The 21919-nt window shown below is 50.6% G+C and carries 26 protein-coding genes; 8 read left to right on the plus strand and 18 right to left on the minus strand.

What is annotated here, in order from left to right; all coding sequences use genetic code 11:
• Positions 1 to 2 precede the first annotated feature (2 nt).
• From GSVR_RS00830 to GSVR_RS00855, 6 genes are all read left to right on the plus strand, one after another.
• Positions 3 to 248: a hypothetical protein gene (locus GSVR_RS00830; RefSeq protein WP_173201699.1), complete on the plus strand. Its 246-nt coding sequence runs from the start codon at positions 3 to 5 to the stop codon at positions 246 to 248.
• On the plus strand, positions 248 to 1480 hold the full coding sequence (gene dinB / locus GSVR_RS00835; RefSeq protein WP_173201698.1) for a DNA polymerase IV: 1233 nt from the start codon (positions 248 to 250) through the stop codon (positions 1478 to 1480). Before GSVR_RS00830 ends, dinB begins: the two co-directional genes overlap by 1 nt.
• A 3-nt stretch (positions 1481 to 1483) precedes the next feature.
• On the plus strand, positions 1484 to 2071 hold the full coding sequence (locus tag GSVR_RS00840) for an SOS response-associated peptidase (protein WP_239077422.1): 588 nt from the start codon (positions 1484 to 1486) through the stop codon (positions 2069 to 2071).
• A 241-nt stretch (positions 2072 to 2312) separates the two neighbouring features.
• The gene (locus GSVR_RS00845) at positions 2313 to 2690 is read left to right on the plus strand and encodes a metalloregulator ArsR/SmtB family transcription factor (RefSeq protein ID WP_173201697.1); all 378 of its coding nucleotides are present in this window, start codon (positions 2313 to 2315) and stop codon (positions 2688 to 2690) included.
• 51 nt (positions 2691 to 2741) lie between these two features.
• The gene (locus tag GSVR_RS00850) at positions 2742 to 2921 is read left to right on the plus strand and encodes a hypothetical protein (RefSeq protein ID WP_173201696.1); all 180 of its coding nucleotides are present in this window, start codon (positions 2742 to 2744) and stop codon (positions 2919 to 2921) included.
• Position 2922: 1 nt separating this feature from the next.
• Entirely contained in the window at positions 2923 to 4818 is a 1896-nt protein-coding gene (locus GSVR_RS00855) for a cation-translocating P-type ATPase (RefSeq protein WP_173201695.1), read from the plus strand.
• 73 nt (positions 4819 to 4891) lie between these two features.
• Here the strand turns inward: GSVR_RS00855 and GSVR_RS00860 are convergent, their stop codons facing one another.
• From GSVR_RS00860 to GSVR_RS00900, 9 genes are all read right to left on the minus strand, one after another.
• On the minus strand, positions 4892 to 5629 hold the full coding sequence (locus GSVR_RS00860) for a sulfite exporter TauE/SafE family protein (protein ID WP_173201694.1): 738 nt from the start codon (positions 5627 to 5629) through the stop codon (positions 4892 to 4894).
• Complete coding sequence (locus GSVR_RS00865) at positions 5626 to 6066, minus strand: MOSC domain-containing protein (protein ID WP_239077423.1); 441 nt, start codon at positions 6064 to 6066, stop codon at positions 5626 to 5628. Before GSVR_RS00865 ends, GSVR_RS00860 begins: the two co-directional genes overlap by 4 nt.
• A complete protein-coding gene (moaA, locus tag GSVR_RS00870) occupies positions 6066 to 7046 on the minus strand; it encodes a GTP 3',8-cyclase MoaA (protein ID WP_173201693.1) in 981 nt (326 codons plus the stop codon). The genes GSVR_RS00865 and moaA overlap by 1 nt, the downstream gene beginning before the upstream one ends.
• A complete protein-coding gene (gene glp, locus GSVR_RS00875) occupies positions 7033 to 8256 on the minus strand; it encodes a gephyrin-like molybdotransferase Glp (protein ID WP_173201692.1) in 1224 nt (407 codons plus the stop codon). The genes moaA and glp overlap by 14 nt, the downstream gene beginning before the upstream one ends.
• Before the next feature lie 23 nt (positions 8257 to 8279).
• Positions 8280 to 8630, minus strand: coding sequence for a winged helix-turn-helix domain-containing protein (locus GSVR_RS00880; protein WP_173201691.1), 351 nt, complete (start codon positions 8628 to 8630; stop codon positions 8280 to 8282).
• Entirely contained in the window at positions 8627 to 9130 is a 504-nt protein-coding gene (gene mobB / locus GSVR_RS00885; RefSeq protein WP_173201690.1) for a molybdopterin-guanine dinucleotide biosynthesis protein B, read from the minus strand. Before mobB ends, GSVR_RS00880 begins: the two co-directional genes overlap by 4 nt.
• The gene (locus GSVR_RS00890) at positions 9127 to 9711 is read right to left on the minus strand and encodes a molybdenum cofactor guanylyltransferase (RefSeq protein ID WP_173201689.1); all 585 of its coding nucleotides are present in this window, start codon (positions 9709 to 9711) and stop codon (positions 9127 to 9129) included. The genes mobB and GSVR_RS00890 overlap by 4 nt, the downstream gene beginning before the upstream one ends.
• A 31-nt stretch (positions 9712 to 9742) precedes the next feature.
• Positions 9743 to 9925, minus strand: a complete 183-nt coding sequence (locus tag GSVR_RS00895; RefSeq protein ID WP_173201688.1) for a twin-arginine translocase TatA/TatE family subunit — start codon at positions 9923 to 9925, stop codon at positions 9743 to 9745.
• 123 nt (positions 9926 to 10048) lie between these two features.
• Entirely contained in the window at positions 10049 to 10825 is a 777-nt protein-coding gene (locus tag GSVR_RS00900) for a cation diffusion facilitator family transporter (protein ID WP_239077424.1), read from the minus strand.
• A 775-nt stretch (positions 10826 to 11600) separates the two neighbouring features.
• On the opposite strand from GSVR_RS00900, the gene GSVR_RS00905 reads away from it, so the two are divergent.
• Positions 11601 to 12011, plus strand: coding sequence for a helix-turn-helix transcriptional regulator (locus tag GSVR_RS00905; protein WP_173201785.1), 411 nt, complete (start codon positions 11601 to 11603; stop codon positions 12009 to 12011).
• A 52-nt stretch (positions 12012 to 12063) separates the two neighbouring features.
• Here the strand turns inward: GSVR_RS00905 and GSVR_RS00910 are convergent, their stop codons facing one another.
• Positions 12064 to 13233: an IS4 family transposase gene (locus GSVR_RS00910; RefSeq protein WP_173202480.1), complete on the minus strand. Its 1170-nt coding sequence runs from the start codon at positions 13231 to 13233 to the stop codon at positions 12064 to 12066.
• Between the two features lie 173 nt (positions 13234 to 13406).
• Between GSVR_RS00910 and GSVR_RS00915 the strand changes: the two genes are divergently transcribed.
• Entirely contained in the window at positions 13407 to 13943 is a 537-nt protein-coding gene (locus tag GSVR_RS00915) for a hypothetical protein (protein ID WP_173202466.1), read from the plus strand.
• A gap of 423 nt (positions 13944 to 14366) precedes the next feature.
• Here the strand turns inward: GSVR_RS00915 and GSVR_RS00920 are convergent, their stop codons facing one another.
• The 8 genes from GSVR_RS00920 to GSVR_RS00955 form a co-directional block, all read right to left on the minus strand.
• On the minus strand, positions 14367 to 15782 hold the full coding sequence (locus tag GSVR_RS00920; protein WP_173202465.1) for a heterodisulfide reductase-related iron-sulfur binding cluster: 1416 nt from the start codon (positions 15780 to 15782) through the stop codon (positions 14367 to 14369).
• 68 nt (positions 15783 to 15850) lie between these two features.
• Complete coding sequence (locus tag GSVR_RS00925; protein ID WP_173202464.1) at positions 15851 to 17590, minus strand: aldehyde ferredoxin oxidoreductase family protein; 1740 nt, start codon at positions 17588 to 17590, stop codon at positions 15851 to 15853.
• Positions 17591 to 17660: 70 nt separating this feature from the next.
• Entirely contained in the window at positions 17661 to 17939 is a 279-nt protein-coding gene (locus GSVR_RS00930; protein WP_173202463.1) for a carboxymuconolactone decarboxylase family protein, read from the minus strand.
• 118 nt (positions 17940 to 18057) lie between these two features.
• Positions 18058 to 18498: an ATP-binding protein gene (locus tag GSVR_RS00935; RefSeq protein WP_173202462.1), complete on the minus strand. Its 441-nt coding sequence runs from the start codon at positions 18496 to 18498 to the stop codon at positions 18058 to 18060.
• 93 nt (positions 18499 to 18591) lie between these two features.
• On the minus strand, positions 18592 to 19362 hold the full coding sequence (locus tag GSVR_RS00940) for an NRDE family protein (RefSeq protein WP_173202461.1): 771 nt from the start codon (positions 19360 to 19362) through the stop codon (positions 18592 to 18594).
• Between the two features lie 109 nt (positions 19363 to 19471).
• Positions 19472 to 20212 carry a sulfite exporter TauE/SafE family protein gene (locus tag GSVR_RS00945; protein WP_173202460.1) on the minus strand — a complete coding sequence of 247 codons (741 nt, stop codon included), beginning with the start codon at positions 20210 to 20212 and terminating at the stop codon, positions 19472 to 19474.
• Between the two features lie 146 nt (positions 20213 to 20358).
• Entirely contained in the window at positions 20359 to 21126 is a 768-nt protein-coding gene (locus GSVR_RS00950; RefSeq protein ID WP_173202459.1) for a GGDEF domain-containing protein, read from the minus strand.
• Between the two features lie 201 nt (positions 21127 to 21327).
• Positions 21328 to 21918, minus strand: a complete 591-nt coding sequence (locus tag GSVR_RS00955; protein WP_173202458.1) for a flavoprotein — start codon at positions 21916 to 21918, stop codon at positions 21328 to 21330.
• Position 21919 lies beyond the last annotated feature (1 nt).

Genomic DNA, 21919 nt, shown 5'->3' on the forward strand with positions numbered 1-21919 from the left:
CCGTGGAGAGAATCAAGGAACAAATACGCATAGCCACGATCTTTACACCTGGCAGATTGATCAAACCGGTCTGGTTCGACTGGCACAACCGGAAGCATACTATCCTGGAGACAACCTACCACTGGAAGGAGCAGACTGGCGCCGCAACACTCCTGCATTTTTCTGTTACCGACGGTGAGGCCCTCTACGATCTGGTCTATAACACGCTCGACCAAAGCTGGCTATTGAACGGAATCGAGGTTAAGTAATGGACAACCGAGTTGTCATGCATCTCGATATGAATAGCTTTTTTGCATCCGTTGAACAGTCATACAACCCCGACCTCAAAGGAAAGCCAATTGTGGTCACAGGTTCGCAGCAGCGAACAGTAATCCTCACGGCCAGCTATGAGGCCAGGAAATTCGGGGTCAAGACCGGCATGATGCTGCACGAGGCCAAACGACTCTGCCCGGAAGTTATCATGGTACCGGCTGACAACCGGAAATATACCCACACCTCTGCTCAAATCATGAAGATGATGCTGGACTACACTCCCTTGGTAGAAGTATTCAGCATCGACGAAGCATTCTTGGACGTGACCCATTCTCTGTCGATATTCAACAGTGCTGAAAACATCTCCTATCTGCTCAAGGCACGGATCAAGCACCAGTTCGATATTACCTGTTCAATTGGCATTGCTCCGAACAAGCTGCTGGCAAAGCTTGCCTCGGAAATGATGAAACCTGACGGGCTTACCATCATCACGCCTGATAAAGTCAGTTCTACTCTGGAACATATGCCGATTAAGGAGCTGTGCGGCATCGGTAAAAAAATGGAGCGACATCTCAATATGATGGGCATCTATACCTGCGGGGATCTGGGGCGTTGTGATGAGGGTCGGTTGAAGAGAAAATTCGGCATCATCGGTAGCCGTTTGAAGCAGATGGGACAGGGAATTGACGATTCCCCGGTAATCCCGGCAGAAGATGCCGAGGAGGTCAAGTCCATCGGGCATTCTATGACTCTCAAAAGGGATATCAGCAGCCGAAACGAGATCCTGTGCTACCTGCTACAGCTCTCGGAAATGGTCGGTCGTCGGGCTCGGCGCTACGGGGTGGCCGGCAAGACGGTTCATCTGACCATTCGTTATGCCGACTTCAGCACCTTCGGAAAACAGGAAACCCTTTCCTGCCATGTCAACCAGAGTGATGATATTTACCAGGGCGCCATTAAGATCCTGGATAGCATTGAACTGGAACAGCCCGTTCGCCTGCTGGGGGTTAGAATCACCAATCTCTGTTACCAGCGCGAACAGTTGCCCCTGTTTGAGGAGGAACGCCGTAAAGCCTTCATGATCAACGCCATGGATACGGTGAATGATCGTTTCGGCGATTTTACCGTGACGTATGGCAGCCTTTTGGGCAAAAATGAGGAGAAGGGTTCACACGTGATCTCGCCGGCCTGGAAGCCGGAGGGGATCAGAAATGTGCAGGTGAGGTAAGCCATGTGCGGACGTCTGGTAATCGATCTGTCGCCGGAAATGATCACCGAGATCTACGGGATCATCAGGAAAATCGATCGGGAGCTTAATCCCAGATACAATGTGACTCCATCCCAGACAATACCAATTGTCAGGGAGGATGTGGAAGGTGGCCGGGAGCTTGCCTTTGTCCGATGGGGGCTCATCCCCTCCTGGGCAAAAGACATCTCCATCGGCAATAGCCTTATCAACGCCCGTTCGGAGACCGCTGCGGAGAAACCGTCATTCCGGTCAGCATTCAAGCGCCGTCGCTGTGTCATTCCAGCAGGAGGGTTTTACGAATGGCAGCGGCAGGATGGGAAAAGAAAACAGCCATGGTATTTTCGGATGGCTGATGGAAGTCCAGTGTCGATTGCAGGGTTGTGGGAACATTGGCAAGGAAGCGATTGCCAGGTAATAGAGTCCTGTTCCATCCTGAAAACCAGCGCGAATGAGCTGATGGCACCTATCCATGACAGGATGCCGGTTATTCTGAGCCATGAAGACCATGCGACGTGGCTCAATCCCAAACTGACAGATGGCGTCCTGCTGCAGGAGCTTTGTCGACCTTGACCATCAGATATCCTGAATGCGTATCCCGTCTCCCCTATGTTCAACAGCCCGAAAAATGATTTTGCTGATTGTATTGAGGAAGATTGCGAGATCAATTCGTGCAGTGTTTGCTTTTATGGTCCTAATTTCGTGAAAAACTAAAAAAGTAAGTTGGCAAAAACATTGACAGCATATGTATTACACTATAAAATGTAATAGTTGTGAACTCGAAAGGCTTAACTCTGCCAAATGGTGTGAGATTATGATCGATGAATTAAATTCCGCAACAAGGCAATGTTGCCCTGTCCCCGCCATTAAGGATCGAACCTTATTATCTCATGATGAGGCGGCGACCATGGAAGGGGTGTTTAAGGTGCTGGCTAATGGTACGCGTTTACGCATTTTGCATGCTCTTATCCGTAAGCCTGATATTGCCGTTGGAGAGTTGGCTCATTCAATAGGGATGGAGGCACAGGCTGTTTCCAACCAGCTGCGTCGACTCTTGGATAAAGGGATCGTAGTAGCGCAACGGGATGGGAACTTCATTCGATATCAAATCGTGGATGCTTGCACCATCAATCTCCTCAACCAAGGATTCTGTCTGGCATTCTATGGGGCAGACATCAATCCGGCCCCTTGACAGGCACGCGGCGAAATCGACTAACAAGGCAACCAAAGGAGGAAGTAAAAAATGGAAAAGCAAAGTGAAACCAAGCTGGAAAAGAAGGGGTTGTGGTCAATCATTAAGGAGTCTATGAACAAGGCGAGCAGTGGTTGCGGCCCCGAATGTGGGTGTCACTCGGAAAAACCTGGCGGCAAGAGCCAAAATGATAATCCTGTCGAACGTTCATCAGAACAAAAGGAAGGGTAGAATGAGCACCCCAGAAGAAGTTCGGCCGGGGCGCAAGCAAGAAATTTTGGTGTTTGCGCTTGCACCATTGATCGTGGGTATCTTGACACTGGCCGCCTGGCTCTTGGGACGCTGGCAAGTCGGCCCTGTGTATTTTTCCGCTGGCCTGGCTCTGCTGGCCACGGTCTTTGGTGGCTGGCAGCGCTTCCTCTCAGCTTTCCGGGATGTTTTAAATCGCAAGATAACGGTCAATGTGTTCGTAACAGTGGCCATTATTATTACAATAGGCGCTGGAGAGTTCCTCCCTGCAGCGGCCATCATCCTTATCATGGCGGTAGTTGGGTCGTTGGAGTCGTACACCCTCGACAATACCCGTCGGAGCATCCGCGGACTGCTTGACCTCGCCCCGCCAATGGCAACAGTGCGACGCGGCGATTCGGAAGCAACCGTTCCCGTGACAGAATTACAGATTGGGGATATCGTCATTGTGCGTCCGGGTGAACGCATCCCAGTGGATGGTGTGGTTACGGCGGGGATGACGACGGTAAACCAGGCGCCCATCACCGGCGAATCCATGCCGGTAGAGAAATTTATCGGCAGCGAAGTGTTCGGCGGCACCCTCAATGAAAGTGGTCGCCTTGAGGTAAGTACCAAAAAAATTGGCACGGATACAACTCTTGCGAAGATTGTTCATCTCGTAGAAATGGCGCAGAACGTTAAAGCGCCCATTCAGGGGGTTGCTGACCGCTTCACCGTCTGGTTCCTGCCCACAGTTCTGGTACTTTCAATTATCGGTTATCTTGCCTCAGGCAACCTGAAGGTTGCTATTGCCATTCTGCTTGTTGCTTGCCCGTGCGCCTTTGCCATTGCAACACCATCAGCGGTGGCGGCCGGCATTGCCAATATGGCCCGCAGAGCCGTGCTCATCAAGGGAGGTATTTATTTCGAGGTTGCAGGAAAAATTGATGCCTTAGTCGTTGACAAAACGGGCACGCTCACTTTTGGGCGCCCGAAAGTTATGGAGGTAGTGAGCGGTGATGGAGCAACTGCGGACGAGGTGCTGCGTCTGGCGGCTATCGCCGAGAAATACTCGGAGCATCCTCTGGCAAAAGCTGTGATGGCAATGGCTGCCGAGCGGCGGCTTGACGTTCCGGACCCCGACGACTTCAAGATTGAGGTGAGCATGGGGGTTGCCGCTACCAATCAAGGTATGAGTATTGTCGTTGGCAGGCGCGATTTTCTGAAGGACCGGGGGATCGCTCTGTCCAAGCGTATTGAACAGGATATAACAGCACAGACAGCGCTTGGCAGGACTGTGATCTTGGTGGCACGAGACATGGAAGCCATAGGTATAGTTGCCATTGCGGACGAGGTGAAAACAGAGACGATACAGGCTATCAAGGCACTCAAGGGTCTAGGTTTGAGTAAAATTGTCATGCTCACTGGGGACAACTCCAAGGTAGCACAGGCAGTCGCCGATCAGATAGGTGTGAACGAGTACTATGCCGAACAGCTTCCAGAAGACAAGCAGCGCGTCATCAAAGATTTGCAGAATCAAGGAAGAAAAGTCTGTATGGTGGGTGACGGGATCAATGACGCGCCAGCTTTAGCCCTGGCTGATGTGGGTATCGCAATGGGGGCAGCAGGTACGCATGTATCAATCGAGGCTGCAGACGTTACGCTGATGAATGACGACCTCTTCCGTCTCGTCGAATTTGTTCAGATGTCCCGTAAGGTACTAATGCGTATCAAGCTCAACATATTCTTTTCGATTATTTACAACGCTATCGGCTTGACCTTGGCCATGCTTGGGCACATAACACCGGTTATGGCGGTCATTTTCCAGGAAGCTGGCTGCATCACAGTGGTTCTAAGCTCCACTCTTTTGCTGTGGGCAAAAACTCCACAAGTAAGATAAATGTTTGTGACTGATGAAGTTAGAGGACGAGAAGAGATCATCGAATCAGTGGTGTGTTGTTTTTGGGAAGTGGTCACACAAACAGCATCTTAAAGCCGGCGATGGTCAGGACAACGGACAAAGCCCTGATCACTCCGGCAACCGGCAGTATGCGACTGCCGAAAAAGGAGCCGATAACACCGCCGGCGAGAGCTGTAACCGCGAGCAGCGGCGCAAAACCCGGGATTTCCTGAAGACTGCTGACATGACCGAGAAGTCCGGACGTAGAGTTGACCAGGATGAACAGTGCTGCGACAGCTGATGTTTCCCGTGCTTTTCCCCACTTGAGCAGTATGAAGAGGGGGCTGAGAAATATGCCGCCTCCCACGCCGGTCAGTCCCGACAATAGTCCAAGCACAGCGCCGACAGACAAGGCCAACGGCATCGAAGGATATCGCACCGCTGAACCATCTTCTATCGAATGGAAAAAGAGTCGGCAGGCTGAAGCCAGTAGAATGAATCCCACCAGTGGCTTATAGATGTGAGGTGGCAGGTTCAGACAGCCGCCTATGAAACTGCACGGGATCGACGTTATAGCGAAAGGCCAGAACAGCCGCCAGGAGAAGTGGCCGGCGCGAGCGAAGGAGTAGGTAGCTACAGTCGCAACCAGGATGTTCAAAATCAAGGCGGTGGGTTTGAAAGCCGACGGTGTAACACTGAATAAGGCCAATGCAGCGATGTATCCCGACGCACCGCCATGACCGACACTGGAGTAGAGCATTGCCACTACCAGAATACAAATCAACAGGGGTATCAGAAGGGAAAGGGTCACTCCAGAACCTCTATAACATCGTCCGGCTTAACTATGCCTCCATGCAGCACCTTGGCAAAGATCCCTTCCTTGGGCATGACGCAATCACCAGCCTGATGATAGATGGCGCAGCGGGTGTGGCACTCCTTGCCAATCTGGGTCACCTCCAGAAGCGTCTCACCAACGGCCAGCCGCGTCCCGACCGGAAGTACAGGCAGGTCGATCCCCTGGGTGGTGATATTCTCGGCAAAATCACCTGAGTCGACGCTTAACCCTAGAGCTTGCATTTTCCGGATGCTCTCAATGGCGAGGAGACTTACTTGCCGGTGCCACTCACCCGCATGGGCATCGCCGACGATGCCGTGATTTTCACGCACCTCGACAAGTTCGACAGCTGTCTTCCGTTCTCCCTTGTTCCGGCTTATGCATACTGCCACAACCTTTCCCTGTCGCATCATTATCCTCCAATTCCGGCCATGGCAATCTGTCGTTGTCTGTCGCTGCCTTCGGCAAGTCTGTGTCGGTCGGGCTTCTCGGCCACGGTTCGGAAGAGGGCCTCGCGGAGCGTGGTGTCGTCACCACCGGCAAGTATGGGCCGGAGGTCGATGGTTCCGCGGTCGAAGAGGCAGCTTTTTGCTATGCCAAGAGAGGTTACCCGGATTCGGTTGCAGTCGCCGCAGAAATGGCAGGAAACGGGGGTGATCACCCCAATCAGCCCGGCTGCCCCGGCAATCCTTTGGTAGCGCGCAGGGCCGGCAAGGTTTTCTGAAGCCTCGTCCGTCATCGCGAACCGGCGTGACAGCCTCGCCAGAATCTCTGCACCGGGAACTACGGTTGCCTCCCATCCCGCCTCAGCCAGAGTCGGCATGTACTCGATAAAGCGCACCCTCCATGGACGCTCCAGGGTGAGAGCTGCGAACTCCTCAATTTCATCGTCGTTGACTCCGCGCATTACAACCACGTTGATTTTGATAAACCGGAACCCTGCAGACTCGGCGGCTTCAATCCCGGCCAAAACCTGACGAAGATCACCACCACGGGTGATTGCCGCGAAGGTTTGCGGCCTCAGGGAATCCAGACTGATATTGAGGCTTTCCACTCCTGCATTACGTAGCGAGGCCGCCATCTCGGGGAGCATCACTCCGTTGGTGGTAAGCACCAGACGTCGCAGGCCGGGAATCGCCGCCAGTTGTCGCAGAAAGTCGATGATCCCTCGCCGAACCAGCGGTTCGCCCCCGGTTACCCGAATCTTTTCCACGCCGATTGCTACTGCGGCGCGGGCGATTCGGAGCAACTCCTCGTAGCTCAGAATGTCGTCATGGCCCACCTTGACCGTTCCTTCGGCAGGCATGCAGTACCGACAGCGCAGGTTGCAACGGTCGGTCACGGAGAGCCGGAGGTAGTTTATACGCCTTCCATGAGGGTCAAGCAATGACATCGCCGACACATCCCAACTCAAACCAGCGATCCAGCAGAAGGACTTCCACTTCATCTCCCGGTGTGTGCAGGGCTTCAGGAGCAAGTTTGATCAGGCCGTTTCCCTGAATCAGAGATGAAAGTCGTCCGGAACTCTGATTTCCGGTGGTGGAAACCAGATAACGACCTTCATGCACGGTGACAATTCCCCGCACCAGGTGGGGGCGCTTCCCCTTGTTTGTCACCGGCTCCTGCAGAAGCGCCTTGACCTTCGACCGGAAGATACGGAGGTGCCCCATTGCTTTGAGAAGCGAAGGCCGCACGAACAGTTCAAAGGAGACCATGGCGGCAACTGGGTTCCCGGGCAGGGCGAATACCGGCTTCCCATCCAGAATAGCGAATGCCAGGGGTTTCCCCGGCTTCATGTTCACTTTCCAGAAGGTGACATTGCCGCCCAGTTGTTCGATTGCCATCTTGACGAAATCTCTGTCCCCAACCGATACGCCACCGGTGATGACCAGGATATCGGCATTCAGGCCGGACTTGATCTTTTCACAGGTGGCGTCCAAAGTATCCGGGGCGATTCCGAGCAGGACAGGGTCCCCTCCTGCGTCCAGTACTTGGGCGGCCAGACTGTAGCTGTTGCTGTTGATGATCTTGCCCGGTGCCGGTGTCGCTCCGGGCTCCAGGAGCTCGTCGCCAGTGGCGAGGATGGCGACCCTGGCTCGACGATACACGGCCAGGGACGTTGTTCCCATGGCCGAGAGCATACCGATTTCCTGTGGTCTGAGGAGCGTGCCGGCAGGTATGACAACATTTCCGTGCCGGATGTCCTCCCCCTGTTTGCGAATGTGCGAGCCGGCCTTGACTGACGAGGTGAGGCAAATCCATTCGCCATACTCTTTCACATCCTCGATGGGTACGACGGTGTCGCAATCGGGTGGAACCGGGGCACCGGTCATGATCCTCACAGCTTCACCCGGAGGCACTGGGATGGTCCGCACTTCTCCCGCCGGTAGAAATCCGGTCATCCGTAGTCTATTGCTGGTGAGAGTTGCATGGGAGAAAGCGAACCCATCCATGGCAGAATTGTCTGCAGCCGGAATGTCCCAGGGTGCGATGTGATCCTCTGGAGTTACTCTATTCAGCCCTTGAAGCACTGAAACCTTTTCCGTCTCCAGCGGGGTGATATATTCCAGTATGGTCTGTTGCGCTTGCTCGATGCTGACCATCTATAAATACCTCCTTAATAGTCTCAGAAGTCGAGTTCCATAAATTTCCGATTAACGGTCTCGTTGAACCCTTGTCGTAGGATGTCGAACTTTTCCAGAAACGTTTCCGCCTGTGGAGTTAGAGTGGATTCACCGCCGCCTGGTCCACCCTTCAGGCGGTTCACCAGAGGGAACCCCAGTCGCTTTTCCATAGCGTCGATGTAAGTCCACGCCTTGCGGTAGGTGATCCCCATCGCCTTTGCTGCGGCGTTTATGGAGCCGTTCTTCTGCACCAGCCGCAACAGTTCTTCCCGTCCCTGACCGAACACCGGCTCGCCGTTAATTTCCAGCCAGATCTTGGAACGTACCTGAATTACCGATCCGGGGGCGCTCATTTCAGGAAGCTTTGTTCGATGAAGTCGGCAACCTGGGGTGGATCGTTGAGATCGAGCACCGGCACGTCCAGGTCCAGTTGTTCGTCACTGGCTACCGCTACTAACGTCGCGTCGAACTCATCACCCCGACAGAGAAGTCTCGAACTCCGCTCTTTGCGGTGGAGCTCGATCTTCGGCATGGAGCTCTTCTTGAACCCCTCAGTAAGTACGATATCCACATCGGTGAAATAGGTAGAGAGAATCTCCTCGATGCTTGGCGCTTCGGCGTGTTTCTTCACCATGGCCAGCTTCTCAGGAGATGAGATTAGCATGGTGTCGGCACCGGCGGCCGTCAGCCGGTAGCTGTCCTTGCCCGGATGATCGATGTCGAAGCGGTGAGCGTCGTGCTTGACCACTCCTACCCTGTAACCGCGATCTTTGAGACTGGCGATGACCTTTTCCAGGAGAGTAGTTTTGCCTGTACCCGATTTTGCTACGAAAGAAACCGCTTTTACGGTCATAGATCTTCTCCTATTCTTGCAAATTCATCCGGGGTGTTGACGTTCAGAAAAGCCCTTCCGTCCTTATTGATATGGGCCAGTTCTTCTTCGGAGACATATCTGACCTTGACCTGGGGATACCAGGCGTAGGCGCAGAACTCACCGGCTTCCAGAAGCGCTTTGATCGGCCCAAGACAGCTTTTCGCGTAGAGGGCGAAGAGGGGTTCGTAACCGTGCTCTGTACTTGGCACCACAGCGTCGAAGCCATCCTGCAGGGAGCAGAGGTGCCGGAGAATATTGGCGTTAAGAAATGGGAGGTCACAAGAGGAAACGAAGATGTACTCCGTTGCCGCGTGAAAAAGGCCGGTGTAGAGGCCTCCCAGAGAACTGCCTGGGTAGATGTCCGGCACGACCGGCAGGTCGTAGGCGGCAAAGCGTTCTTCCCGGTCCCCAACAAGGACGATCCGGTCGAAGCTCGCTCGAAAAACATCCAGAATTCTTTCGAGGAGCGGTTTACCTGCAACATCCAAGAACGCCTTGTCCCGACCCATACGGCGGCTTTTCCCGCCGACAAGAATGACGCCGGTTATGTCTTGGTTCATAGGTTCGGGCATGGCAACGTTTGGACGGCTCCTATTGATCTTTTTTCTCTTCTTGTTGAGGATTTATCTGCTTAGGGTCTTCTTCAGCGGCCTTCTTGAAACTTCTAATCGCGCCGCCGAGTGAAGCACCCAGTTGAGGGAGTTTCCCCGGACCAAAGATCACTAGCATGATGACAAGAATGATGACGAGTTCCGGCATGCCGAATCCGAACATGTAATGCCTCCTGAAATATATTCTTTAGTGCTGAGAAAATTCTGACGCTGGTTATACCAAAAATGCATAACGGCAGACAATAAATTTCGCTTCTGACGGATCTTTGTACGACTGGTTGTGAAGTCATACCTCACCTGAATCTGTCCTGCTGCTCATAGAGTTGTGTCTGTTCAAATAGCCCCTGGCCAGAATTTCCATCGGGTGAAAGACAGGGTACGGAAGCTCTTGCTGGAACTGCAACCTGCAACTCAGGCAGTCGATGACAATCGCCGCGGGGTCCTTTGCTCGAATCGTCTCCATCAGGGGGCGCCCTATATGGCCTGACTTTCGGGTTCTGAGCTTGTGGTACTCCAGATAATGTCGGGAATGTTTCAGCATCACTTCATGGATAGTTGCTTCCTCATCATCAGGGAGCTTTAAGTCAAGAATGTGAAAAAAGGCGGTCTTCGTCAGGTCATAGGCAGCCTTTAGAATCAGGCAGGCAACCACTATCGCAACCAATGGGTCCAGAATAGCTATGCCTGTTAATTTGATGGCAGCCAAACCAGCAAGCACACCAACTGAAGTATATACGTCCGTTCGTAAATGCATGGCATCCGCTTCAAGGGCCACAGAATCTGTTTTTATGGCAACATTCAGCAAGTGCCTGGAAACGAGATAGTTAACAAGAGCCGAAATCCCCATGACCAGAGCACCTATGCCCAGATTTTCAATCTCGTTACTTCCTTTGATGAGCTTATGCACTGCCTCCCAAATTAAGTAGATTGCGGCCCCGAAGATAAGTACCGCTTCTATCGTACCTGCGACGTTTTCAATTTTGCCATGACCAAAATGGTGCTTATCGTCAGCAGGCTTGCCCGATTCTCTGACCGCGAACCAAGCAATAATTGCTGCAACCAAGTCTATCCCAGAAGGCAAGAGTAGATAAATGAGATTGGCGCAATTATCCTTATAGCGTCATTCACATATGCTTTCAGAGCGCAAGTCCACACACTGCCTGCTTGAACATCCTTCTTCCAGACTGTGATCGAAAATTTTGTCGTTATACCCAGCCTTGGAGGACGCGCCCATTCTGCTTTCGGAGGGTAGCCAGCACTCCATGTAATGTTCTTATCCCCTATTTATACTTGCACGTTAGCGCATATGTGCATATACTGACCCTCAACGTATGCAGGATTAATCATCGAAGCATTAAAAGGAGGATAGGGTGCAAGAAGGTAGTCTCTCGATTGCGCCGGCAGAATTTTTGCCGAGGGAACTCCCGGTGTCCCTGTATTTGCACCGACTCCCTGTTTTCTCTATTGCATAATGGAGGGACAATCCCAAAAACTAGCTATGGGAGGAGGGGATACGGCCATTCTTGAGGTGTTACAGAAAACGTTGTTCATGCAAACGGAAGCTGCTCCCGGAACTGCAGCATACGGTGGTGGCTGCCTTGTTGCTTGTCCGGTCGACAGAAAATCCCGAAAATTAGTCTAAAGCTTGGCCTCTTATTAATTACATCCAGGCTGGGTGCATGAAGCCATTCGAGGCTTCTGTTTTCCCTTAGGCTCTTTTTATTTCACTGATGCTGATAAAAAGACCCCAGCTGTTGTCAAACAACCTTGTGCTTTTGATCAATCCAATTCAATTTAGAGGCTGGTTCGCTATTCTCAGGGCCAGATGCGTGAAGCTTATGGATGAACAATATGTAGAAGCATTAAAAGCTTTGGCCGAACCGAGCCGTTTGCGCGTTTACTGTTTGCTTGTACAGATTCATGAGCGTGTATGTGTGGCAGAGGCCATGGATGTTTTGGGTGAATCACATTACAACGTCTCCCGCCACCTCAAATGCTTGCTGAAAGCTGGGTTGGTAACAGCACGAAAAGAAGGGAAATGGGTATTTTATACTCTGAAAAACGACCAAACTCCGTTTTTTACCAATCTGCTCGCTGCCGTGCGTGGCATTCCCGCATCTGAATTCAAGCAGGAAATCAAGCGTTGCAAACAGCGTCTGTCGATGCGACAAGATGGTCGCTGCGTCATAGGGCCGGACAGCGACGAGTGGAAAGCTGTTTGTCCAAACATGAATAAGTCAAAGGACTGAAGTAAATGGTAACCATAGCTGATTTTTAATATACCAAATCACTACTGTCCGGTTAATAATTGAATAAGTTCAACTGGTTATAGTCGAGAGTGCCAGCTTTCTGCTTGAGACCCTCTGTAACCAGTGATGAAATGGGCTTTTTCTCGAATAAGTTGACCTCAAGAATCTGTAGAAAAGTGTATAGCGAGCACGGAATACCGAGTCGTTTTTTGGCGATAGCCACGAGCAGGTACATGCAGAGCCCGACCCATATCTGGCTTTTAACAGCATTTTCGGATGTTCCGTAAAACTTCTTGAATCGCAGGTGCTGCTTGATCCACTTGAAGAACAGCTCCACCTGCCACCTCTGCTTGTAGACGTCAGCAACTGTCTTTGCCGGGATGTCAAAGTTGTTGGTTAGAAATACCAGACGTTTGTTTCGCTCTTTGTCAACATAGCTGACCCGGCGTAGCCGTTCTGGATATCCCTTCTTCGATTTTATCGTTACCAAGGTGATAACCTGGTCGGCCCGTATACCTGTTTCCTTATCTTTTGGTGCAGAGTAGAGGCGCTTGAATTTCAGGTTGTCTTTGGCCCTTATGACGAAGAATGCGCCCTGCTTATGAATTGCGAACAAGCGTGCATAATCAACATAGCCGCGATCCATGGTATAGATGGCATCTTCTTGAACCGGCATTCTGTCCAGCAACTTTACATCATTCACTTTGCCGGTGGTAATTGCTACGAATGTCGGGATTATTCCACGCAGGTCAATCAGCGTGTGCATCTTGACCGCTGCCTTGGTTTTCCGGAATTCGGCCCACGGAAACAACGTCAGGCAGAGATCAATAGTCGTAGAGTCAAAAGCAAATAGTGGTTGCTTCAATTCGATGGCAAGCGGATCACCCTTGTAAAGCTCTTGGGCAAGACCGATCAGGATCTGGCCAAAATCCTGAAAGATCCGCCAATCCCTGCGCTCGTTCGCATCGGCAAGCGTCGTGCGGGAGACATCACCACGAAATCCAATGTGGTAGAGTTTCTCCTGATGAGAGTTCAGACAGGTTTCAATGTCCCGCAAACTCTCACGCCCGGTCATCTGGGCATACGCCAGACAAAGAAACTGGTCGAATGTGGAAAAACTCTTGGCCCAGTACTCACCGCGATATCGGTGAACGCAGACATTGAACTCATGTCGTGGAAGATACTGAAGCAGTTGCCGAAAGACGGTATGGCCAGAGTTCATTGGTACCCTCCTGAGCTGTCAGGAAGGTACCACCCCGGAGCCCCGGGATGAATTCAAATCGAAAAAAGAACAATCGTGTCAAAGAACATTAATAATCAGGTGGTTAAGCCAGTACATTCGAAATTAACCGGACAGTAGTGATACCAAATCACTAAATAGGAGGGAGCATAAACATGGAAACAATAGAAAGTTGCAATTGCAATTGTGGCAAATCGTCACAGGAAATAGACCCGACAATCATTTGCAAAAATACAAATGCAATAAAAAAGCCAGTTGTAAACTTCAAAAGATGCTTTACTGACAAACACGTCTGCACCGCAATTAAGGTTTGTCCGGTGGAAGCGATCAGTTACATGGAAGTTGATGAACCAATTCTTAACAAACAACTGACTGGCCGTCTTGATAGGTGTCCTATGGCTGCGAGAGGCATCAAGGCAACAATCAATATAACAGAAAAGAACACGGGTTGTTTGAGTACAGCCAATTTAGCCAACAATAAAGTCGGAGATACCATTGAGTGTGTCGGAAATCCTTGGGGCAGAATTATCATTGACTATGATAAATGTATTTATTGCTACAAGTGTGTTGATGCGTGTTGTGGGTATGCGATTGATTTGTTGTGCGACGACTCCAATTGTGAATGCAATAATTCGAATGGGTTGCATTCAGCCTCTTCCGCAGAATCTGTGGGTAGCTGTTTGAAAAAATAAGGGCATTGATACCAGTTCCAGCGACTTTTTGTCCAGTGGCATGATTTCTCCTTTCTCTCTTTGTAAATGGCACTGTCTCATAGGTTCACCCTACGTCGAGTGAAGTACCTCATGCATCGCGCACGTCTTCCGCTCCCTAGGCAAAGAAATATTCGGCAGCTTCCTTGAGGGGCACAAGGCCGGCGACCTTTTCACTCAAAAGCGGCATGGCGGCAATGGGGCACGGGAAACGCCGTGCAATTTCCATCAGGTAACGCGTCTGTATCTGCCTTCGGCTTTGGTAAAGAAGCCTCCGCAAGGGGGCCCTCTGCAACTGGTTCGGCCCCGATTAGATTAACAGGTGTCTTCATAGTCTCACCGTCATCACATAACGGCAGACAATAAATTTCTCACTTAACGGTCTTTATACGGCTGGTTGTGAGGTCATTCCTCCGTAGAATCTGTCCAGCTCAGAGAGTTGCGTCTGTTCAAATAGCCCCTTGCCAGGATTTCCATCGGATGAAAGACAGGGTACGGAAGCTCGTGCTGGAACTGCAACCTGCAACTCAGGCAGTCGGTGACAATCGACTCGGGGTCCTTTGCTCGAATCGTCTCCATCAGGGGGCGCCCTATGGTAAGGGATTTTTCGTGGAACTCGGCCTTGAAACCGAAATTCCCTCCCATGCCGCAACAGTACATCCCTTCCACTCGTTCAATGGTTATTCCTGGAATCAGCGTTAGAAGATCCGGGTAAGGACTACCGATCTTCTGTTCTCTCTGATGGCAAGGGGCAAAGTAGACCATGCGTTCAGAGATGGGAACGAACTGGGTGTCAAAGTTTCCGTCGGCATGGAGGCGAGCAAGATACTCACCGGCGTCGGAGAGATGCTCAGCCAGATTGATGCGGTTCATAGGGTCGAGGGATGAAAAATAGCCATCATCCTTTAAGATGCGTTCGTATGTCGATTTTCTGAGAACCTTGTGCTTCTTGCCGCCATGATCCGATCTCGGCACCTTGATCTCATCCTCACCGGCATTCACCGACCTCTGATATACCTCTGAATAGCAGGCCCTTTCCTTAAGAAGAACCTTCATAAGATAACCACAGGTAGGACAGGAACATACCAGGTCATCTCCTGCATGAACCGATTCCAGGAGATTCCACATGTTGGCTCGAACCCTCTGCAGCGTGGCGTTGCGGTCGCCTTCCACAAGGTGCGGCATACCGCAGCAGTCCTGCGGCGGAACATATACCGTCATGCCGTTGTGCTCCAGAACCTCCACCACGGCCTGGCCGACCTGGGGAAAGAGGTAGCCGGCAGTACACCCTGCAAAATAGGCAACATTGCGTGTCCCATCCCTTCTGGAGTTCAAGCCTTTCTGCGCAGCCCATTTGAAAAAACTCTGCTCCGGGAATTTGATAAGTTGCCTTTCGGGATGGACATGAGTCACTTTTTTTAGCAGAGAACTGACTGGCTCATGCGACTGAAGAGTGTTAACCAGCTTCGGAAAGGTCCCGCACAAACGGGCGAACCGTGGGACATTTGTGAGCAGCCGGATCGCAAGGGGCAGCCCTTCCCGGTCGATATATCGACTCTTTGCCTCCATGAGATCGGCGGGTATTTTTGGGCATGGGCAGAGACCACAGAGAGTACAGAGTTCGACTAGGCTTCGCAGCTCCGCCTCGGTAATTGGGACGCCATTCTCCGTTTCCCGGTCCCAGAGTCGATAGAACTCAGGGAAAAAGAGACATGTTTCTTCCATAAGGTAACGGCAGGTGTCGCAGTCGGCGCACAACTCCACGATGCTTCGGATTATCTCATGTGAGCTCTTGTGTTCACAAGAATTCGGTACATCCATGACATCACCTCTCCAATTGCAGTTTTCAAAATATACCCCAAGTGTTCGTGGTTGCGAATAAAGGGCGATTATGGTTGTTTCTCCAGCCAATTAGAGTCATGGAAGGCCCCATGAGTGTCAAGACCTCGTATCCGATAGTATTTTAGTAATTCCTCGTCAAACTTTGCTCGGTCGATGGGAGGGACTTTAATTCCTTCACCGCTCGAACCGGCCTCATCGAAGAATCGCTCAGGCAAATAGTCGTCGGCTTTTGTAAAACCATTTGTGCAGTTGTAGAAACGTTCTGTCATGCATATCCGATTGCCGATCTCAACAAGCAACTGCGGAGAGTATTCTAACCCGGTGGTTGCGCTCAGCAGTCCGGCATACTCTTCGAGGGTCGCCCCTAAAAAAGAGAACTTGCAGGCAACCAGTGAATCTACTACTGCATTTGTATCCTCTGCAATCTTGATTATTCTCGCTTTCCCTGAGAAAGAAAAGCGGTCAGTGGGCACCGGCTTGCGCAGGATCTCGTGAGAAATAGTGTAGGCACGCAGGTGGCACCCACCCCGATTACTGGTGCAGTAGGCAAGCGCCATGCCATACGCGCCGCGAGGGTCGTAGGCGGGAAGTTCAAGGGACTTCACGCTGATGGAGAGTTCCGGGCGCCCAAGCTCTACGGTCAAGCGTCTCGAACCAAGCGCCAGCAACTCTCCTGAACCGCGTCTGAGTGCGGTGTCATTCAGCAGGCCCGGCAGTTCTTCGGCATCCTGAAAGCGCCCCAATGCCTCACCCCATGCAGAGATGGTGGCAGCGGCGGAGATGGTGTCCATCCCCAGTTCGTTGCAGAGAGTGTTAGCCCTGACAATCGCGGCAAGATTCGAGATTTTATTTAATCCGCCAAAATGAGAGACTGTCTCGTATTCCGGCAGATGTTCTCCATTTGGGGTGCTCTTCTTACACTGGATCGGACAGCCATAGCAGCCATCCTTCTTTGCTTCAAAATTCAGATTTATCGCCGGACCGGAGTAGTTGTCAGATTCTTCAAAAACTGTCTTGGTAAAGTTCTCTGTGGGGGCCATCCTCCTTTGCCTCATGATATCGACTAAAGCCGGAGTGCCAAACCTGGCGATACCCATTTCGCCGAATATGACCGGAGAAGCATTAAAAAGTCTCATGACGTCGCTTCGTGCACGATAGAAACGCACAGGATCAACAACAGTAACCTTTGCATCGCCGTTAACAGCAATTGCCTTCAGCCCCTTGGCTCCCATCAGGGCACCAAGGCCGCCACGCCCAAGCGAGTTGCCTTCTCCCATCATTATGTTGGCGTAAAGAACACCATTCTCACCTGCAGGGCCTATAGCTGCGACGCTTCCAAGATCAGCCAGCAACGCGACAGTTTCCTTGATCCCCTTTCCCCAGAGGCGCTTGGCAGGGAGGAAATCAGATTTCTCCCCTTGAATAGAAAGGACTACAGGCCTAGAGCTGCAACCGGTTATCCGAATCGCATCAAGTCCGGCGGCTTTCAACCGCCATGCAAAGCGTCCGCCTGCCGAGCAATCAAAGATGGTACCGGTAAGTGGCGATCTGGATATTACAGAGAGCCTTGCAGAAGTGGGCGCTTGTGTGCCACATAGCGGACCAACAGCAAAGACCAATGGCATATTGGAATCGAACGGGGCAAGGGAATAGTAATCCCGCATCAATCGTACTCCAAGCCCACGCCCACCCAGGTACAGGTGCAGGAAGTCGACGGGGATATCCTCACGCCATATTCGACCAGACGTCAGGTCTACATTGAGCATTTTTCCTGTCCAACCTGTCATATTACCTTATGCAACTCCTTGTATTGGTACGAAGTCCGCATTTGCTGGATTCAATGAAGTCTTTGCTTATTCACGCACTATGCTCGTCGTGAACACCAAATGACTTCAACGCCTCACAAACTTTATGTACTGTGCATTCTGTTTTTGTTTCAAGGACATCTGCGGAAAACTTCCGCATGGCACTCATGGCCCCTTTTTCGACCATATGACCAGTTTCAATAGCTTCACGTATAGTCTCATCGTCAATGCCAATTTCACGAGCTTTTCCAACGTGCCAGGTGAGGCAGGGTTGGCAGTGAGCGCTGACAGATGCTCCGATGGCTATCAGTTCCTTGGTTCGTTCATCCATAATGTTACCTCCCTTTCTCGGTAGAATTCATACTTACACAAGTCAAAAATTTATAAATAATGACTTTGAAATATTTGTCAGGTTAATCATTGCCACTAATGGCACTATGTACAATAAATCAACATGATAACTTCTTCTTCATTTCCAGAACATTCCCACCATTTGCTTTTTTGTAAACAACCGAATCCATCAACGACTTGATGATAAATATTCCACGTCCTGATTCATCAAGACTGCCTGAAATAAGGTCAGGAGTGGAAATTGTATTCAGTTCAAACCCTTGTCCACTATCGTAAACATTAATTGAAAGTTCTTTGTCGGAAACGTTGATAATAATCTTTACAAACGTATCAGGATCAGCGGTATTTGCATGTTTAATTGCATTCACTACAGCCTCTGTTGCAACTACGTTTATTATATTGGCACATAATTCATTTTTGTCCGGTAATTGACATATCTCCTTAACCAAATTTTCGCTTATTTGACCTATAAGGCTCAAATAGCGGGTTTGGTTTGGTACCTTAATCTGTATTTCTATACCGTTATCTATTTTATCCACGACCCCACCTCAACTTCACGAAACACACGGAGTGGCCAACAGAATTATTGGCATTTTAAAGCCATTCTTGACTAATTACTTCTGTCCTGACGGTTACGACTGGTGCATCACGAAACTGAACTCAGCTGTTGCGCTGCTCGAACGCTGAGGATCATGACTTCGTTCTACGAATCTCAATCCGTTCTCTCTGTCGATAAAGAGAAGTGTTGTGAAACAAGTTCCATACGTCCTGCTGGTCATGAATATCGAAGAGAGAAACCGCTCCCGCTTGATCCCTACGCCGGTTTCAGGCAGCGTGTCATCGGGAAAAGGAGCCCCATCAGCCAAAACGGCAAAAAACTCTTCCGGTTCTTCCGTATCCTTGTTGAGAAGAGCTTCGAACCTCTTCTTGGCAGATGTCACCTTTGGCCACGGTGTGTCGAGAAGATGGTTACTGAGTCCATGGATTCCTGGTGATACAACATTTTCAGCCTCACCGCGGTTGGAATAGTAGAATATGCCGGAACTATCCCCAAAGAGGAGGTTGAACCCATCGTAGCGGTGTCCTCTTGTTTTGAGGTTTTCCAGATACTCCGGCGGAGACATATTTCCAGACAGGTACTCAGCAACAAGCAAACCTCGTGAAGGCGGATTCTCGACATGCCATTTCGTGTCACGATAGTTGGTTACCGCCGCCAGTCGCCCTGTTGTCGTCACCCCCAGCCACGTTCCCCCTGATTGTAAATCCCGTCCAGCTAGAATTGAAGGATTATCAGGCCAATATCCAGCGGGAATTGTCGGGCGATCGAAATACTCGTCACGGTTTGCAGCAAGGACAAGACGGTATTTCGGATGATATTCCAACGCAAAGACGATAAGACACATAGAGTTATCCTACCCACCCAGAGATAGTTGCGCAGTCTGGCCGAGCGATGCTCAGCCCTTTTTCATTCAGGGTACGACTGATTATCTCCTCCGAATCTTTCAAGCCGGGTTACCTAAGAAGCGTATAAATCTTGTACAGTGTGACAATGATGATCAGAATACCGAACATTTGCTTTATCCGAGCACCTGGCACATAGAGGCTCGTCACCCTTGCGCCTATAAACGAACCGGCTGCTCCGACGAGTAGTAGTGTAGTAGTCAGGAATGGGTTGAACTGTGCGGTGGCAAGGTGTGGCACGAGGGCCGAGAAAGATGGCGGGGTCACCGCAAGGGCATTGATGCCGGCTGCCTTCTTTGCGTTGAACCCCGCAATCATAAGGGTAGGCATGAGCAGAAATCCCGGCCCGACTCCGAGAAAACCGCTCAATACAGCAATCGGGAACGCCAGCAAGAGAGCGAGGCGGAAATTTTCAGTGCAGCAAGGTTTTTCCTGAATCGGTCGGAAGAGCCGATAGGATAGATACACAACAGCAGCGAAGTAGATGATCCAGATTGTGGTCTGATTGATGAACTGGGCCAGCCATGAGCCGAGAGGAGCGGCAACCGTAGTGATAACGGCCAAGATAGCTGCCTTTTTCCAGACTATGTTGCCGCTCTTGGCGAAACCGAAAACCGAAAACAGGGCCGTTACCCCGTTTAATAAGAGGCTGAGTGGTTGAACCTGATGGACCAGATCGGGCAGAAAAAGCCCGAGAAAAGGAATTGCCGCAAAGGCAACTCCAAGACCGAGCATACCGGAGACGACAGAAAGGACTATGAGTCCTGCTATAATGATCCAGTTTTCGTTCATTTTTGGAACTTCTCATTCCAACGGAAGAAGGTATTAAATAACGTGTTCCGCAACGATGCTTTGCCAATAATGTGATGGCTGATTATTAAGATAGTTCTAGCTTTAATTTGACATTCCGACGCAAAAACTATCAGGCACATAGATTCTTACCTTTGTTGACAATTACAGAAATTTTCAACTAGGTTTCTTCCTCTTTCTTTGGCTGAATACATGGCCTCATCAGCTCGTTTGATAATACTTTCGCTTGTATCGCCAAGCTCAAACTGGCTAACGCCGAAGCTACAGGTAACAATGCCCACTATTGTAAAGCGATGTTGATCAACAGCACTCCGGATCTTTTCGGCGAGTTCGCATCCCGCATTGACGTCATTGTTATGTGCTAGAATGACAAACTCTTCTCCACCAAAGCGTGCGAAGATATCTGCCTCGCGAATCGTACTGGCAACAAGTTGGGTTAGTTCACGTAATACGCTGTCTCCGGCATCGTGCCCATATTTGTCGTTGATGTCCTTGAAGCGATCGATGTCAAAGAAAATGAGCACCAACGGAACGCCATATCGCTTTGATTCCTGAATTTCCAATTGAAGCAGATCCAAAAATCTACGTCGGTTGAAGATGCCGGTCAGAGAGTCGGTGGTAGCCTGTAATTCAAGCAGATCATTCACCCGCCGCAGTTCGTTTTCAGCTAAATTGCACTCTTGGCTTCGGCGCTTAATCATTTTGGCCCCAATGTACAGACAAATAAGACCGACAATCCAGATGACCGCATGGGTAGCAAAGAGCAAACCCGTTTGCTTCATCATAATGTTCACTATAAGTGATACGGAAATAACAAATGTCCAAAAGCAAACAAGAACCAGTGAATTCGCAATGGTCTTGGTAATGGGTAATTTTTGGAATATTTTTATCAGCATGGTGTTGTTCCAAACTGGCAATAGCTGAGGGTTGCATATGTCTGCAACCTTCAGGGCAGAACACTTATAGGCATAACTGCATCTCCAGGTTTTACACTGCCTTGATCGCTATCTTTTGCTGTTTATCCGCCTCTGCCTTGATTAGATGCAGGGCAAGCATCCCGTTGGCAAAATCGTCTTTTACTTATAAGATCTGTACAATCATTTGGTGAGTGAGCTGGGTCCGCCTTCTTCCTTTTCTGAGATTGTTTTTGTCATCTCGCCTAAAGCAACAATAATGGCATTCATGCTTGCCATGCGGCCCTCCCCCGAATCACCGCTCGCCTGAATGCCAATTTCTGGTTGCACGATCCTGTAACCAACACTCTCCAGTATCCCAAGATTTCGTTTTAAAATCGGTTTGCTCCACATAGTATCGTGCATTGCGGGAGCCAGCAGAACTGGGGCAGGCGTAGCAGCCAGGAGCAGGGATACCGGATCATCGGCTCGACCAGCGGCAACTTTCCCAATGAAGTCGAACGTTGCCGGGGCAACCAGAACCAGATCGGCCAGGTGCGCCAGGTGAATATGAGCCAGAGGATCTCGTTGGGCAGCAACAAAGATTTCTGTATCGACTGGAGTCCCTGTAGCAGCTGCCACCATCAGGGGGGATATAAATTGGGCTGCGGCCGGAGTCATCACCGCATAGACAACAGCAAAGTGCCGAAACCGCAACTGACCAATCAACTCGGGCAGATAATGCGCCGCCACGCCTCCAGTGATGCCAACAACGATGTTTTTCCCGGCCAACATG

Origin of the sequence: Geobacter sp. SVR (genome assembly GCF_016865365.1) — a bacterium.
Lineage (GTDB): Bacteria > Desulfobacterota > Desulfuromonadia > Geobacterales > Pseudopelobacteraceae > Pelotalea.